Source organism: Fervidobacterium riparium (assembly GCF_025370035.1).
GTDB lineage: Bacteria > Thermotogota > Thermotogae > Thermotogales > Fervidobacteriaceae > Fervidobacterium > Fervidobacterium gondwanense.
Genome location: NZ_CP009277.1, coordinates 568,569 through 585,330, shown reverse-complemented (window position 1 = coordinate 585,330; position 16,762 = coordinate 568,569). Strand labels below are relative to the sequence as shown.

14 protein-coding genes are annotated in these 16,762 nt (G+C 40.2%); 11 read left to right on the top strand and 3 right to left on the bottom strand.

The genetic code is table 11. The annotated features are described in order from the left end of the window. The first annotated feature begins 14 nt into the window (after nucleotides 1-14). Genes murC through IB67_RS02560 form a run of 8 tightly spaced genes read left to right on the top strand, consistent with a single transcriptional unit; the run spans nucleotide 15 to nucleotide 10,037 of the window. On the top strand, nucleotides 15-1,376 hold the full coding sequence (murC, locus tag IB67_RS02595) for a UDP-N-acetylmuramate--L-alanine ligase (RefSeq protein WP_339747669.1): 1,362 nt from the start codon (nucleotides 15-17) through the stop codon (nucleotides 1,374-1,376). A gap of 44 nt (nucleotides 1,377-1,420) precedes the next feature. Then, on the top strand, nucleotides 1,421-4,915 hold the full coding sequence (gene smc / locus IB67_RS02590; protein WP_339747672.1) for a chromosome segregation protein SMC: 3,495 nt from the start codon (nucleotides 1,421-1,423) through the stop codon (nucleotides 4,913-4,915). Beyond that, the gene (locus IB67_RS02585; RefSeq protein WP_339747675.1) at nucleotides 4,912-6,132 is read left to right on the top strand and encodes a PAS domain-containing protein; all 1,221 of its coding nucleotides are present in this window, start codon (nucleotides 4,912-4,914) and stop codon (nucleotides 6,130-6,132) included. Before smc ends, IB67_RS02585 begins: the two co-directional genes overlap by 4 nt. A 23-nt stretch (nucleotides 6,133-6,155) precedes the next feature. After that, a complete protein-coding gene (fliJ, locus tag IB67_RS02580; protein ID WP_498875434.1) occupies nucleotides 6,156-6,590 on the top strand; it encodes a flagellar export protein FliJ in 435 nt (144 codons plus the stop codon). Nucleotides 6,591-6,638: 48 nt separating this feature from the next. Next, the gene (locus IB67_RS02575) at nucleotides 6,639-7,355 is read left to right on the top strand and encodes a YdcF family protein (RefSeq protein WP_339747681.1); all 717 of its coding nucleotides are present in this window, start codon (nucleotides 6,639-6,641) and stop codon (nucleotides 7,353-7,355) included. 12 nt (nucleotides 7,356-7,367) lie between these two features. Continuing rightward, nucleotides 7,368-8,018 (top strand): rhomboid family intramembrane serine protease, encoded by a 651-nt coding sequence (locus IB67_RS02570; protein WP_339747685.1) that lies wholly within the window; start codon nucleotides 7,368-7,370, stop codon nucleotides 8,016-8,018. 32 nt (nucleotides 8,019-8,050) lie between these two features. Continuing rightward, nucleotides 8,051-9,058: an asparaginase gene (locus tag IB67_RS02565; RefSeq protein WP_339747688.1), complete on the top strand. Its 1,008-nt coding sequence runs from the start codon at nucleotides 8,051-8,053 to the stop codon at nucleotides 9,056-9,058. Continuing rightward, on the top strand, nucleotides 9,042-10,037 hold the full coding sequence (locus IB67_RS02560) for an AI-2E family transporter (RefSeq protein ID WP_339747691.1): 996 nt from the start codon (nucleotides 9,042-9,044) through the stop codon (nucleotides 10,035-10,037). Before IB67_RS02565 ends, IB67_RS02560 begins: the two co-directional genes overlap by 17 nt. Nucleotides 10,038-10,084: 47 nt before the next feature. Here IB67_RS02560 and panB read toward each other — a convergent pair whose 3' ends face one another. Next, the gene (gene panB / locus IB67_RS02555) at nucleotides 10,085-10,870 is read right to left on the bottom strand and encodes a 3-methyl-2-oxobutanoate hydroxymethyltransferase (RefSeq protein WP_339747694.1); all 786 of its coding nucleotides are present in this window, start codon (nucleotides 10,868-10,870) and stop codon (nucleotides 10,085-10,087) included. Between the two features lie 132 nt (nucleotides 10,871-11,002). Here panB and IB67_RS02550 point away from each other — a divergent pair, with 132 nt between their 5' ends. From IB67_RS02550 to dnaK, 3 genes are all read left to right on the top strand, one after another. Continuing rightward, entirely contained in the window at nucleotides 11,003-12,766 is a 1,764-nt protein-coding gene (locus IB67_RS02550) for a M3 family oligoendopeptidase (protein WP_339747697.1), read from the top strand. A gap of 33 nt (nucleotides 12,767-12,799) precedes the next feature. Beyond that, nucleotides 12,800-13,873 (top strand): aldose epimerase family protein, encoded by a 1,074-nt coding sequence (locus IB67_RS02545; RefSeq protein ID WP_339747700.1) that lies wholly within the window; start codon nucleotides 12,800-12,802, stop codon nucleotides 13,871-13,873. A gap of 143 nt (nucleotides 13,874-14,016) precedes the next feature. Then, complete coding sequence (gene dnaK, locus IB67_RS02540; protein ID WP_339747703.1) at nucleotides 14,017-15,807, top strand: molecular chaperone DnaK; 1,791 nt, start codon at nucleotides 14,017-14,019, stop codon at nucleotides 15,805-15,807. A gap of 54 nt (nucleotides 15,808-15,861) precedes the next feature. Here dnaK and IB67_RS02535 read toward each other — a convergent pair whose 3' ends face one another. Together IB67_RS02535 and IB67_RS02530 are read right to left on the bottom strand one after the other, a co-directional pair. Then, nucleotides 15,862-16,323, bottom strand: coding sequence for a hypothetical protein (locus IB67_RS02535; RefSeq protein ID WP_424695552.1), 462 nt, complete (start codon nucleotides 16,321-16,323; stop codon nucleotides 15,862-15,864). A 120-nt stretch (nucleotides 16,324-16,443) separates the two neighbouring features. Further along, the gene (locus tag IB67_RS02530; protein ID WP_339747709.1) at nucleotides 16,444-16,749 is read right to left on the bottom strand and encodes a cupin domain-containing protein; all 306 of its coding nucleotides are present in this window, start codon (nucleotides 16,747-16,749) and stop codon (nucleotides 16,444-16,446) included. Between the last annotated feature and the right edge of the window lie 13 nt (nucleotides 16,750-16,762).

Sequence of the window (16,762 nt, the reverse complement as noted above, 5' to 3'; positions counted from 1 at the left end):
TGGAGGTATAGCAGATGTGTGGAAAATTTGACTCGTCTGGAAATTTTGAGAACCTTGGAAACTCAGAGAAGACTTGCAGAATTCACTTTTTAGGCGTTGGCGGTATTGGAATGAGTGCTCAAGCCATGCATGAACATTTTAACGGAAAATTAGTATCAGGCAGTGACCCGTATAGTTCAGAGAGAACAGTTTACTTAAAACATCTGGGAATTAAGGTATACGACAAGCACGAAGAATTAAATGTTGAAGGCGTGGATGAAATAGTCGTAACACCGGCTATATCGAAAGAAAATCCTGAGTACGTCTATGCAATCAAAAATAATATTAAGATAACGATGCGAATAGATCATTTCAGGAAAATTTTAGAGCCGTACAAAGGTTTTGCCGTAACTGGAACAGATGGAAAATCTACAACAACGTCCATGTTAGCAAATAGCTTGATAAACCTTGGAGCAGAGCCTTACGTCTTCCTTGGTGCGTTACACCAAAAGCTTGAACATGGCAACTATAGGAAAGGGAAAGAGATAGCTGTTTACGAACTGGATGAAAGCCAACCGGGATTTGAATTATTCAAGCCGGAGTATCTGATAATAACAAATATCAGAGAAGATCACCTTGAGAATTACAAGAACTTAGAACATTATTATTCCTCGTTTGAAACACTTATAAAAAACTCAAAATTTGTCGTGACGTTTGCAGACGAAAAGAAGTTTTCAGGAGATGTCAGCTACGGCGTGTACTCCGGCGATTTCAAAATGGTTGAGCGCAGACAAGACGGTTTTGGACAGATAGTCACGCTCTTAACACCATGGGGTGAGAAGAAATTGCTTTTACCTGTTCCAGGATATCATAACGCATTGAACGCATTAGCTGTGGTTTCGTTACTTTCAAGCATAGGGTACAACATCGACGACGTTTTATCATCTTTCAGAGATTTTTCATTACCCGGAAGAAGATTCAATGTAAGCTATGACGATAAGAGCCGTAATCTAACGCTTGTTGATGATTACGCACATACGGCGGATGAACTCGAAGTCATATTGAAAACTGCAAAGGAGATTTATCCCGGCAGAAAAATAGTGGTTGTTTTCCAACCTCATCGCTACACTCGATTAAAAAGAGAGGCTGAAAGGTTTAAAGATGTTTTGAAAGATGCAGATGAGATATACATAACAGAAGTGTACGGGGCATTTGAAAGCAAAAACGGGGTAAGTGCAAGGAAGATAGTTGAAGGTATCCCAAAAGCCGTGTTCGTGGAAAAACTAGAACAGTTGAAGGGGATTAACTTCGAGGATAACAGTGTTTATATGTTTGTCGGTGCAGGAGATATATATGAGGTTTCACAGACCATAAGGAAAGAGTTGTTAAAAGGTTAAGATTTCTTTTATTATTCTAAGTAGTCGCATGGGGAGGATTGCTGGTGGTCCTCAAAGAGATATTTATTAAAGGTTTTAAGTCCTTTGCAGATCCTGCAAAACTGGATATTTCAGATAAGGTTACGGTTGTTGTTGGACCAAATGGATCAGGAAAATCCAATGTTGTTGATGCAATTAGATGGGTACTTGGTGAGCAATCAATGAAAGAAATTCGCGCACAAGAGCGCGATGATGTTGTTTTCTGGGGAAATGAGAAAAGACCACCAGCTCAATATGCGTATGTCGAACTTGTATTTGATGATCAAGGAAATAAGATAAGCATAGGCAGGGAATTATCAAGAGATGGCACGAGCAGATATCTTCTTAATGGTGACGATGCAAGGCTCAAAGACATCAGAGAACTGTTGATGTCGCATGGTTACGGTAAGAACCCTTATTCGATAATAGGTCAAGGTCAAATAGACAAGATAGTATCGGCTACACCTGAAAGCTTGCGGACGATGATAGAAGAGATCGCAGGTATTGGGATATACAGAGAAAAGAAGAAAGAAGCCTTAGTCAAACTCGATGCTACACAGATAAATCTTAGTCGAATAAGCGATGTTCTCTTCGAAGTAGATAAGAATAGGAAATCTCTTTATTTGAAAGCTAAGAGGGCGGAAAGGTACGTAGAGTATTCAGAAGAGCTTGAGAAAATCAAAAAACAGTACTTCGGAGCTGTTTTCAAAGTAGAGTCTCAAAGGCTTGCGGATATGGAGAGCTATTATAACGAACTGAACGTTTCGCTCAAAGAAAAACTCAGACACGTTGCTCAGCTCGAGATAAATTGGTCTACTCTTAGAGAAGAATTCAACCAAATAGACGTTGAGATGGAGAGCTATACAAAGACTCTCGAAGAATTCAAAATGCGTGAAGATCAACTCAGAGAAATAAGGGAAAAATTCACAAAGAAACTTAACGAGCTTGAGAGTAAGTACATAGAAACAACTACAAGGCTCGACATGCTGAGTAACGAGTCAGAATCTTTAAAGAATAGATATGAAGAGATAAAGCTAATTGTTTCGAAAATATCTGAAGAGCTTGCTAAAAAGGAAGAAGAGTTGGAAAAACTCGAAGAGGAAAAGTCAAGGATATACACTCAGTACTCAGAGCAAGAACGAGAGATACTGAAGAAGAAACAGGAATATGAGGAAGTAGACAAATCGCTTTCCAAAATACACAATGAAATTATAAGGTTAAAAGAAAACAACCAAGATATCTCGCACAGGCTTGAGATGATTCATAGTCAGCGAACCGCGAAAGAGACGAGAAAACTCGAGCTGGAGGAGGAGATCAAAGATCTCGAAAATCACCTCCTTGAGATAACCGAAAAAGAAAATGAATTGGTAAGAGAGCTTGAGATAGCGAAGGATAAGTTGGAAGAATTAAGCTCAGATAAAGAGAGAAAAATGAAAGCTCTCGATACAATATTAAGACACGAGAAAGAAATTAAGGCAGAAATAGAGGTTGTAAACAAGCAGATTTCGGAGTATCATGGCTTTGGGTTTGCCATCAGAAAGATTTTTGAAAACAAGGATATCTTCACAGGTCTAATAGATGTTGTTGCAAATTTAGTGGACTTCGAAAAATCATTGTCGACAGCTTATGAAACACTGTTAGGCGGAGCTGTCCAACATGTGGTTGTCGAAACAGCCGAAGACGGTAAGAGAATTATTGAGTTTTTGAAAGCTGGAGAGTACGGACGCGCCACTTTTATACCCCTCGACCTCATTGACACTTCTTTCAGCCCGATTGCCGGGGTTGAAAATGAGCCCGGATTTATCGGATATGCCGCAAAGCTCGTAAATGTTTCCCGTAGGTACGAGACACTTCCATACTATTTGTTTGGAAACGATATAATAGTTAAAGACATAGACTCAGCCATAGCTATAAAGAGAAAATATAACTTGCGCTCCAGGATCGTAACCTTAGATGGCGAATTAATATCCGGCAGAGGTTCGATGAGTGGAGGAAAGTCGAAAGAAGATTATTCGAATTCTCTCATTGCAAGAAAAGTCAGGCTTAAAACTTTGCAGGAAGAATTAGAGAATATGACAAAAGAAAAGACTCATCTCGAAAGTGACATAGAAGATATTTCCAACGAGATGAAACAAATTCAGGACAACATAAACCTTATAAGAGAAGAGCTGGCAAGTGTTTCGAGCAAATCTTTATCTTCAAGAAGGGTCCTCGAAGAAATACAGAAAGCTCTAAAAGACGTTTCTAATGAACTTTCTGAGTTGACCAAGCTCGAAGCTGAATACAATGCAAAGTACGAGGGTAATGTCGCGAGAATAGAGAATCTTGAAGTAGAAACAAAATCGCTTGAAGAGAAACGGAAAGAACTGCAAAGTAGCGTTAGTGAATTCTCAAAAGAGCTTGAAGAGCGTAGGAAACAGCTTGAAGTGTTGAACGAAAGCATCGCAACGTATAGGGCTGAAGTGAAGAACCTCTACGAAAGAAAATTACAGTACACTGCTGAGAATGAGCGGGCAAACAAGAGGCTTGAAGAGATAGCTCAAGAAAGTAGCGAAGCCAAGAACGTTATTGCAAGACTTGAAGAAGAGATAAACAATACCAAGCAGTTCTTGATTGAAAACGAGAGAGAGCTCGAAAGTTTAAAAGCCACCGCACAGGACATTTTTACAGGCATAAAAGAGAGGAAGAGCGGAAAGGAAGAGAAACTGCAACAGCTGCAATACCTCGAGGAAGAAATAAGAAAGGTAAAGGCAGAGATAGAAACAACAAAAGAACGAATCCATGAGACTGACTTGAGACTCCAAGAAATAAGGTTTAGAATATCTAATATTCCAGAAGAGTACAGGGAGCCGATTGAACTCGATCCTGAGAAGATCGATGAACTTGGTGAGCAGATGAGAGATTTAGAAAACAAAATTAGGATGCTTGGTGCGGTTGATTTATCAGCAATAGATGAGTACGAAGCGGTTGAAGAAGAGTACAACGAACTAATGAAGCAAAAACTTGACTTGGAAGATGCGAAGAAGAAACTTGAAGAGCTGATAGAGCAAACTGATATACAAGCAAGGGAACAGTTTTTAGCGACATTTAATCAAATTAACAAGGCATTCAAAGGATATATCGAAGGGCTCTTCTACGGTGGAACGGGTAGTATGCGACTCACAGATGATGTTAATATATTCGAAGCAGGTATCGAGATAAATATATCTAAGATGGGTAAGAAGGTTCAGAGATTACAGTTGCTTTCTGGCGGCGAAAAAGCACTTGTTGGAATTGCGTTAATAATGGCGATGCTTGAATCTAACAAAGGTGTTTTCTACGTTTTGGATGAGGTCGATGCACCGCTTGATGACTACAACTCAGAAAAGTTCAGAAGGCTACTTGAGCAACAAAATTCGCAGTTTATAGTAATCACGCACAATAAACTTATAATGGAGGCTGGAGATATAGTACACGGAGTGACCATGGTTGACGGCATATCAAAGATTATTCAAGTGAAGATAGAGGAGGTAACAGCATGAGGTACTTATACTTTTTGCAGCAATTTTTCGAAAAACTACCCACGCCAGCGTTCATAAAAGACAATAAGGGAAGGTATCTGTGGGTTAATAAAGAACTTGAAAACGTCGTGGGGTTGCCTGAAGAAAAAGTTGTCGGTAAGAAAGAATCGGAAATACTTGGGATCGAAGAAATAGATGAAATAGATAAGAAGGTTATGAAGAATAGAAGGAATCAATCTCACGAACTCATGATCGCTGGGAGACATTACAACATCCAAAGAATGCCAATAAGATTAGGAACCGGTGGTTATGGCGTTGCAGGTTTCATGTACGATATTACAGAAAAGGTCCTCGAGAGAACTCTATACAAACTTCTTTCCTTTGTCGAACAAAAAATACTTGAATCGCTTGGTGAAGCTGAGGGTGATTTGGATAAATTCGTCACGACTTTTTCGAGGAAATTTCATGCTGAGTATCCACATATAGCTGTTGTGCTTTTGAAAGACAACGAATACTTGATAGGCTCTAAAGATTATAAACTAATCGAAAAGGTAAAGCAAATTGATGAGGTAAAGACATTCACTCACGAAAAACAGAACTACCAGGTAATCCCCATAGAGAATTTTAAGTTTGTTGTCCATGTACCAGAGCATTATTTAAGTCTTGCAAAGGCACTATCTTCATTCCTCGGTTCACAGGTGCTTGCAGCTATGAAAGTTATAGAAAATCAACGGATGTACAAGGATGTAATAGAAAAATTCGATTCTATAACGAAGATTATAAGTCTCTGGAACGAATCGAATACACTTGAAGAGTACCTTGAAAGAATCTTAGGTGACCTTGTGAAGCTTGTACCAGAAACACAGAAAGCATCCATTTGGCTTTTGGAAAACGACACATACAAGTGCGTTGCGGTGTACAACTACGATGATGAAGTCAAGAATGTTCTAATTAAAGCATCCGATGATAACTACGGACCAAATATCGGAGAAAACAAGGTTGTTGAGCTCCTTGACGCTTACCGACTTAATCTTCAGAGCAAACAGCGGGAAATATGGGAAAGAGCAGGAGTCACAACTCCAAACTTTATACCGCTTGTCGGAAGTGTGAAAGTTAGAGACAAGAAAGTTATAATAATCTCACTCGATAATTTTGAAGGGCAAAGATTTTCAGAAACAAGCAAGAAAGTTCTCCAAATACTTGTCGAGCTTCTGTCTGCTTTCTTATCCGGCAAGTAAATTCAATTTTGGAGGATTGAAACTTGGCTTTCAGACTTGAGAAACTCTTATATTTAAGAGCAAAAGAAGAGGAATCATTAAAGGGTGAACTGAGCAGAATCAGAACCGAGATTAGAAAAGTTGAAGGAGAAATCGATAGCGTCGAAAATTCTAAAAAACAGATAGAAACGCAACTTCGTACCGGTACTCAAACCGGCACGCAAGTTGCTTTTTTCATTTACCTAATAAAGATGTACAATGAACACATTGGAAACTTGAAATTGAGACTATCTGAGCTGAGACTTCTTGAAGAGAAGACCCTGCAAATGTATTTGGAAAAGAGAACAGAAAGAAGGAGCTTTGAAAAGCTTAAGGAGAGGTATATCAGGGCACAAATGCTTGAAAGCGATAGGAAAGAAAGGATAGTCATCGATGAGGTCGCTCTTCAAAAATACCTTAGGAATACTTCAGGAGCTTAGAATATTGGATTTTACACAGTAGAATAAACAGTAAACGGAGGGTAGGACATGTTTGCTTTATTGAGGGTTATTTCCTCATTCGTTGTCTTTCCCGGAATAATTGTCCTAATTTTTATAGCACTATCCGTATTTTTATACAAGCAACGCAGCAGAATGTGGAAAATATTTTTAGGGCTATCGTTAATTTTTTATGTCATCTCTTCCGGTTGGTTTGCGTATTTTTTAAGCAAAACTTTATACATTCCAGATACCGATGATAGTGGTGAATACATAGTAGTATTAGGTGGCGGGATTGACATATACAGTGGTATGGAAGAAATCGGAAAGCACACGCTCAGACGCCTCTACAAAGCTTATCAGCTGTATTTGAAGAACCCAAGGAAAATAATTGTTACTGGCGGAGTTGTGACGAAAGGTATACCAGAAGCTTCGGTTATGAGAGATGTTTTCATTAGCTTCGGGGTTCCAGAAGAGAATATAATAGTCGAAGAAATGGCTCGGAACACATACGAAAATGCGAAATACACGTATGAGTTGATAGGCAATGTTCCTATAACTCTTGTAACTAGTACAACGCATATGAGGCGATCTCTTTTGTCTTTTGGAAAATTTTTTAGTAAAATTTACCATGTTCAGGCTGATTATCCTATCGACTTTCGCAACGTTTATCTCGATTATATTCCGAACCATGGTGGTTTTTACGCATTTTGTCAGGTCTTTTACGAATGGGTTGGAATCCTTCAGTACGCTCTGTTTAAAAAATAAGGTGGTGATTCAATGTTCCCGTTATATGATACGATACCAAGCTTGAAACGTCCGGTTGTTAATTATCTAATAATATTTGCAAACATCTTGGTCTTTCTGTATGAGCTGACGCTTTTTTGGGATGAAGAACTTTTAAATTCATTCTTTTACACGTTTGGTTTTGTGCCTGAAAAGATGTTTTACGCTTTTCCAGTCGTTGCACTCTTTACTCACATGTTTGTCCACGGAGGTTGGGCTCACATAATTGGAAATCTTTGGTTTTTGAAGATCTTTGGTGACAACGTTGAAGATGCGATGGGACATTTCAAGTTTTTTCTCTTTTACATAACTGGAGGCATATTTGCATTGTTTTTCCACATAATTTTCAATCCATTCTCTCCTTACCCATTGGTTGGTGCTTCAGGCGCTATATCCGCTGTGATGGGTGCATACCTTGTGTTGTTTTATTATTCACGCATAGTCTCGCTTGTGTTTTTTATTCTGCCTTTTCTTGTCGAGATTCCAGCTGTTATATACTTGTTCCTTTGGTTCATTATGCAGATACTCAACGGCATGTATGCGGATGTCACAGGTACTGGTGTAGCCTATTGGGCGCACGCAGGTGGTTTCATTTACGGTGTCTTAGTTGGATTCAGGGTTAGAAAGAAGAGGTACTGGTATTAATCTTTATTAAACTGTGAAAGGGAGAGAGTGGGATGGATAAAAAACGAATAATTATCATAAGTACGGGCGGAACGATAGCGATGGTTAAGAAAGGAAGAACGGTTGTACCTTTTGACAAGGGAAACGCACTTGTGACGGATATTCCGGAATTACATGAAATAGCTGAGGTAGAGTTGTGCGAATTTTCGAATATCCCAAGCCCTCAAATGACACCGAGGTTGATGTTAGAGCTTGCCAAAAAGATTGATGAATTTCTTGAAAAGGATAATTACGATGGTGCAGTTATTACGCACGGCACGGATACGCTCGAAGAAACCGCGTACTTTCTTGATTTAGTTTTAAAAACAGAGAAGCCTGTTGTTCTAACCGCATCGATGAGGAATATCAGCGAATTGAGTACAGATGGTCCAAGAAATGTACTTTCTTCAGTGCTTGTAGCATCTTCAGACAGCAGCTATGGAATGGGAGTTGTAGTATGTTTGAACGATGAGATTCACGCTGCAAGAGAAGTTACGAAGACCTATACGAGCAACGTGGCAACGTTTGACTCGCCAGGTTACGGACCGCTGGGTGTTGTTGACGAAAACAATGTTATATACTTTCGAAAGTCACTTACAAGAGAGAAGATAATAACAGATAAGATAGAAGAAAGAGTTGCGGTGGTGAAGGCGTTCACAGGTGATGACGGAGCTATTTTGCGTGCGGTACACAACATGGGATATAAGGGGATAGTTCTTGAAGGATTTGGAAGAGGAAACATTCCGCCAGAAGTTGCACAAGCTGTTGAAGAGATAGTGAATTCTGGGGTTCCGGTTGTTATAACTTCGAGGTGTTTTAAAGGGAGAGTATACCCGATATATGGTTATGCCGGCGGAGGGGCGGATCTTCGCAGGAAGGGTGCTATACTTAGCGAACACCCCCTATCGCAGAAAGCAAGGATTAAATTGATGTTGGTGCTTGGAATAACTTCTGATATAGAAGAAATAAGAAAATACTTTGAAATCCACATAGGAGGTATGATGAGTGAAATTGAGCATTAAGCAACAGGCTTTGTTGTATATAATCATTTACGCAGTTGCCTTTTTCATTGCATTTATGATTTCGAAGACGCTCTTATATGTCTTCGTCTTTTCGTTAATTTCCATATTGGTTGTCAACTATATATACAAAAACCTTGTCAGAATTAGAATACCGCATGCATTTGCGGTTATTATTTCTTTGGTAGTCTATTTTGGAGTTCTGACGTACGCGTTTGTGAACATAATACCTGTTGTGGTGAAGCAAGTTGGTCCATTTTCTGAGTTCATCAGAAACATTCTTGATTCAAAATACTGGCAAGACTACTTGAAAAATAACCCTCAGTTGTCCGAAATAATAGGAAAAATTGCCGATTGGGCAAGTCCTCAGATTAATGAAATATTCAACACTTACCTGTTAGAATTTGCAAAGAAAATACCCAATTTCCTTGTGATACTTTTCTACAGCATACTGTTTACAATATACATAACGATTTACACAAGGTGGACGACAGGTTCGCTTCCCGGATTGTTTCCAAAAAAGGTGAGACCAGTAGTCGAAGATTTCTTGAAGAAACTTGGTACAGCACTTCAAAGCTATGTTGACATAATGCTTCTTGGTGCGATTATCGTCTCAGTAAGCTTTTACATACTTTTTTCTGTATATCTTCCGCAGTACAAAGTTTTGCTCGCATTTTGGGGATTCATAACGAATCTGATACCGATAGTTGGTGTCGTAATAGAATGGATACCGGTGATTATTGTCACACTCGTACTTGGGCTGAAGGATTTTATCATCGTCAACATCATTGTCGCACTTGTCCATCTTGGTGCGTTCTTATTTTTCATATTCATAATGAAATACAAGGCTGATATAAATCCCGTGTTGATGATAATATTCATCTTTGTCATTGGTTTAGCATATGGACTTGTAGGAACTTTCTTTGCCGTGCCTGTTGCAATATTCTTTGTCACCGTGTGGAATGAGTTTATAAAAGGTTGACCCCCTTAGGAATAACAAAAAGTCCCCAATTTTGGGGACTTTTTTGATTACTCAAAAATATTTTCCTGAGCTGGGAAGGTTCTTGATTTCACTTCGTTCCTATAGTTCTTAACAGCCTCGGACATTATTTCGTAAGTGTTGGCGTATTTTTTGACGAATTTAAAATTCGCTGTGCTCAATCCAACAACGTCATGGAAGACGAGTACTTGCCCATCGCAATACCGCCCCGCACCTATGCCTATGGTAGGTATATTAACACTCTCAGTTATTTCTTTTGCTACATTCTCCACAACGAGTTCAAGAACGATAGCGAAACAACCTGCTGATTCAAGTGCTTTAGCGTCTTTAAGCAACTTTTCCTTGCTCTCTTGAGTTTTTCCTTGCACCCTGTGACCGCCTAAGAGATTAACGGATTGTGGAGTAAAGCCGAGATGCCCCATTACCGGTATGCCAGCAGCTATTATTCTTCTAATCGTTTCTTCGTATTCCTGTCCACCTTCCAACTTTATCGCATTAGCACCAGCTTTAAGCATCAAACCGGCGTTTTCGACGGCTTTTTCAATGCTAACTTCATATGATAAGAACGGCATATCGCCAACTATAAACGCATCAGGTGCGCCTCTTCTAACTGCCCTAATGTGAAAAAGCATATCTTCCATCGTCACTGGTATCGTGCTGTCGTATCCCAGTACAACATTTCCGAGGGAATCACCAACGAGGATGATTTCTACGCCAGACTCAGAAGCAATCTTTGCGGTTGGATAATCATACGCTGTAATCATTACAATGGGCTCTTTGCCTTTCATATCTATAATCTTCTTCGTGGTAACCATATTTGACACCCCCTGTCATAACTCTAAAATCGCTTATGGAAAGATAACGATGCGAATTAATTATACCACCAACGTGCTATAATATAAATATCCACATTAGTTTCTGATTAATCAAAAAAGGGGTGTGAGCAAATGAGGTGGGATTTGTCTAACATTTACGCTTCGTTTGAATCAGAAGAGTTCAAAGGGGACATAACAAGACTTGAAAGTGAAGTCAAGGCGTTTCTATCCTGGATGGACGAGAATTTCCAGACGATTGAAAACGCAGAGGAAAAACTTGAATATGTAATTTCTAAGTTGAACGAGCTATCTCTCTTGGCTGGTAAGCTTTACAACTTTGCGAGTTTGACACTCAGTGCAGATGCGAACAACGAAGCAGCTGCAAAGTACCTTGATATAATAAGAAGTAAATTCGTAGATCTATCATTAGCGCGAACAAAGTTTAGAAAGTTCTTGAAAGAACTGGATATATCAGGCATCGAGCATTCTCAGTCAGAAGTAGTTAAATCGCACAGATTTGTCATAAAAGAACAGAAACTGCTATCAAAATACCTGCTTTCTGAGAGCGAAGAGAAGATTATAAGCCTGATGAGGCTCACGGGCGGAAACGCATGGAACAACTTGTACGAAAAAACAACATCTAACCTACTTTGCGACATTGAACTCAACGGCGAGAAGAAGAAACTTCCGCTTATGAGAATAAGAAACTTGGCATACGATAAATCTCAAGAAGTTAGGAAAAAGGCGTATGAATCAGAGCTGAAAGCTTGCGAAAGTGTTGCGTCGGTCATAGCTCAATGTCTCAACAGCATAAAAGGAGAATTTTTGACCGAAGTCAAGCTCAGAGGTTACTCTTCCCCGCTTGAACCGATGCTATTTGAGAACAGAATTTCTCAAGGAACATTCGATGCGATGATGGAAGCTGTGAAAGAGAGCATGCCGAAGCTAAGAAAATATCTGCAAAAGAAGGCTCAAATATTGGGACATTCAGATGGCTCAAAAGGGTTGCCTTGGTACGATTTGTTTGCGCCGCTTGGTGGGTATACGAGGACTTGGTCATTCGAAGAGGCAAGAAACTTCATTGTTGAAAAGCTGTCGGAGTTTTCAAATGAACTTGGTGAATTCATAGACCAAGCATTTGAGCGAAAGTGGATAGACGCAGAAACAAGACCGGGCAAACGCGGTGGTGCGTTCTGTTCTTCCGTGAAAGCGCTTAAAGAATCGCGAATTCTGATGAGTTTCGACGGAACGCTCGATAATGTATTAACATTAGCTCATGAACTTGGACATGCGTTCCATAATTACTGCCTGAAAGAAGAGACACCTCTTAACAGCACAACGCCTGCAACCCTGGCAGAAACGGCATCGATTTTTAACGAAACGCTCTTGCTGAACAAAATAAAGCAGGAGGCAAAAGCTGAGGAAAAACTTGCCTTATTAGATAAAGAACTTTCCGACGCTGTACAGATAATAATAGATATATACAGTAGATTCCTCTTTGAAAAAACCGTCTTCGAAAAGAGAACTTCGGGACCTTTGAGCGTTGATGAGCTCAAACAGATTATGACAAGTGCTCAAAGAGAAGCATATGGAGAAGGCCTTGATGAGAATGTCCAGCACCCATACATGTGGCTTGTGAAACCCCACTATTATTCACCGACGTTCCATTTCTACAACTTTCCATACACATTCGGCATGCTCTTCGGACTCGGTATTTATGCAAAAAGAGATGAAGAAGGATTCTTTGAGACGTACAAGAAATTGCTCTCTTCGACAGGAAAAGGAACGGCGGAAGAAGTTGCGGCGAGTGTCGGAATAGACATAACAAAGAAGGAATTTTGGAAGTCCTCGCTTAGAGTCATAGAAGAGGCGGTCGATGAATTCTTGGCTATTTGAGAATGCTAAACTTAGGAAAGGAGTTGGAGCGAATTGTTAGACTACGGCAATATTCAAAAAGAGTTTTTTGGTTACACAAAAGAGGGAATACCTGTATACGAATACATCTTGATAAACAGAAACAACATGATTATGAACGTACTGAATTATGGTGGAATTGTAAGGGAGCTGTGGATACCGATCAAAGATGGGCAGTTTGTAGATGTGGTACTTGGGTATGACACTTTGGAAGAATACGAGAAAAATCCCGGCTACTTGGGTGCAATTGTGGGAAGATACGCAAATAGAATAGCGAGTGGTAGGTTTACTGTCGATGGTGTACAGTACCAACTCGCGCTTAACGATGGTGGTGGCAAAAGGTCTAACGCATTACATGGAGGTTGGAAGGGGTTTGATAAGAAGGTGTGGAACGCCACAACCGAAATTACACCTGAGGGTTCGAAACTAATCTTAAAATACACAAGCCACGATGGTGAGGAGGGATATCCAGGAAATCTCGAAACAACAGTTGTGTACACGCTGACGAATGATAACGAATGGAAGATAGAATATACCGCAAGAACTGACAAGCCGACAATTGTCAATCTCACTCAGCATACATACTTCAACCTTTCTGGGAAAGGGAAGATATATAACCACAAAATACAGGTATATGCTGAAAAGTTCACACCTGTAAATGAAAATCTCATACCGACTGGAGAGATTAAACCGGTTGAAGGAACAGGGTACGATTTGAGGAATGAGGCATTAATCGGAGAAGCAATATCAAAACTTGAAAATCAAGGTATTAATGGATTCGACATAAATTATGTATTGTCTGAGAGAAACGATAAGGTGTTAAAACACGCAGCAAGTGTATTCAGCCCGGAATCAAAGGTACGTATAGAAGTGTATACAACACAGCCGGGATTACAATTCTACACAGGAAATTACTTACTGGGATGGTGGGGCAAGAGAGGTAACGTATACGATAAGCACACTGGATTCTGCCTCGAAACACAACACTTCCCAGATTCGCCAAACCATGAAAACTTCCCGCCTACTGTGTTGAGACCTGGTGAGGTCTACTACCATACTACAATATTCAAATTCAAAGTAGTACATTAAGAGTTCATCAATAAACGCCCGAAGTTTCTTTAACTTCGGGTATTTTTTGAAATTTTTAATTATCACTCTTGACAAGTGAGTGCTAATCTGTTAAAATAAAGATGGCACAAGATAATAATAATCACACGTGGAGGTGGATAGATATGGCGAAGAAGGAGTATGTTGTTGGTATAGACCTCGGAACGACAAACTCAGTTATAGCTTGGATGAAACCGGATGGAAGCATAGAGGTCATTCCAAACGCAGAAGGAAACAGAACAACACCATCGATTGTGTCTTTTGCGAAAAATGGTGAGATACTCGTTGGTGAACCGGCAAAGAGGCAACTTATTCTCAATTCAGAAAGAACCATTAAGTCTATAAAGAGAAAAATGGGTTCTGACTACAAGGTGAGGATCGATGACAAAGAATACACTCCACAAGAAATCAGTGCGTACATACTTAAGAAGCTCAAAAAGGACGCAGAAGAATACCTCGGTGGTGAGATTAAGAAGGCAGTTATTACTTGTCCAGCTTACTTCAACGACGCTCAGCGACAAGCAACAAAAGAAGCTGGTATCATAGCAGGTCTTGAAGTTCTTAGAATTATCAACGAACCAACAGCGGCTGCTCTTGCTTATGGCCTTGATAAAATGGAAGGCGAAAGAAAGGTCCTTGTCTACGACCTCGGCGGTGGAACGTTTGACGTTTCGATACTCGAGATAGGTGGCGGAGTTATTCAGGTTATTGCAACAAGCGGTAACAACCACCTCGGTGGTGATGATTTCGACCAGAGAATAATCGATTATCTTGCCGACGAATTCAAGAAACAATACGGTGTTGACTTGAGAAACGACAAACAAGCACTGCAAAGATTGAGAGACGCTGCAGAAAAAGCAAAAATAGAGCTCTCTTCAAAGCTTGAAACGGACATAAGCCTGCCGTACATTACCGCGACAGCCGAAGGTCCACTACACCTTGAAATAAGACTTACAAGAGCTATGTTTGAGTCTCTAACAAGAGACTTAGTTGAAAAGACAAGAGAACCAATTGAAAGGGCATTGAACGACGCAAAACTTTCACCGCAGGACATAGACGAAATAATCCTCGTCGGTGGTATGACGAGGGTACCAATGGTCCAAAAGTTCATCAAAGATATATTTGGAAAAGACCCAAACAAGAACGTCAACCCAGACGAAGCTGTTGCTATCGGTGCGGCAATTCAGGCAGCAATTCTTGGCGGTACAGAAGGTGCAAAGGACAAAGACGTTGTACTTGTTGATGTTACACCGTTGACGCTTGGCGTTGAAGTTAAAGGTGGGCTTCTCGAACCAGTCATACCGAGGAACACAACGATTCCTGTCAAAAAGAGCAAGGTATTCACAACAGCTGAGGATGGTCAGACAAGCGTTGAAGTGAGGGTTTACCAAGGTGAACGCGCAATGGCAAGGGACAACATATTCCTTGGAAGCTTCCAGCTCGTCGGAATTCCACCGGCGCCAAGAGGAGTACCGCAAATTGAAGTTACGTTCGACATAGACAGTGACGGTATAGTCCATGTTTCTGCCAAAGACCTTGGCACTGGTAAAGAACAGTCCATGGTTGTCACAGGAAGGCAACAGCTGAGCAGCGACCAAATCGAAAAGATGATTAGAGAAGCTCAGATGTACGAAGAGCAAGACAAGAGGAAGAGAGAAGAAGTCGAATTGAAGAACAAAGCAGATGATCTTGCATATCATATAGAAAAAATCCTTAAAGAAAACAGCGATAAGATACCGGCTGATACAAAAGAAAGGCTCGAGGAAATAATCAAAGACCTGAGAGACGCGATTAACAGAGACGACATTGCAAAGATTAAGATGCTATTCGACGACTTGCAGAGAGAAAGTATGAAGATAGGTGAGTATCTCTACAAACAGCAAGCACAGGGTGGAACGACCGGAGAGCAACAATAAGCGATGATAGTTAAATAAGCAAAACGGGCGGATAAAACCGCCCGTTTTGTTTTTTTAGTTTATAGGGATATTTACCGTCACTGAAAACATTCCAAAGTTTAATATCAACTCAACACTTGAAGCATTTTTCAAATCCTTAGAGAATTTGTGACCATCAACGACGTACCAATAGCCATTGTAATTGACGAGCTTTACATCTACCACTTTTTGGTTCTTCTTGCCCGGCTGAACGATCTTGATTTGAGTTGGTATCTCTTTAATTACAAATGGCAGGGCTATCCCAAAGCGGATATATACGTTCTCTGAAGAGCCTACTGTTGATATAACAAGACTTGCCGTTAGGTTTGGGAGTGATTTGTTCGGGTTTGCTTTCCCTTCTGGAGAAACGATAATGACCGCAGGTTTGCCGGTTTTTGGGTCCTTTTCCTTCTTTTCAGTCCATTTGGCAAAGCCTGAAGTGCTCAGAAAAATAAGCATAGTAACTAAAAGAAAGACGATAGCATTTCTATGCTTCATATTTCCACCTCCCTTCAGAGTGGATACTGTAGCGGTATTTATAATTGTACACCAACTACGAACTAAGAGATAACAAGAAAGAAGCCGGTATTACCGGCTTCTTATCATATTTCGGAGGATTTATTTAATCTTGACAACTAAAACTTCTGCTACTTCGCTTGTTCTGTTTGCAACGCTGTGAAGTACGTTTTCTGGGAATTCTATAAGAGAATCTTTTTCTAAATTGTAAGCGTTGTCTCCAATTTCAACCTGTACCTGACCGTTGATGACAAAGAGCAACGCGAATTCTTTCGATGAGTGTTTTTCAAGAACTGCACCTGGCTGGAGCGTGATTTTTGCTACAATTGCCTTTTCAGAGTTGTAAAACTTTCTCGCATCGATTGGACCTTTCATTAGATTCTCTACGTCGCTCACTCTGTAAACCATGATTCTCCCTCCT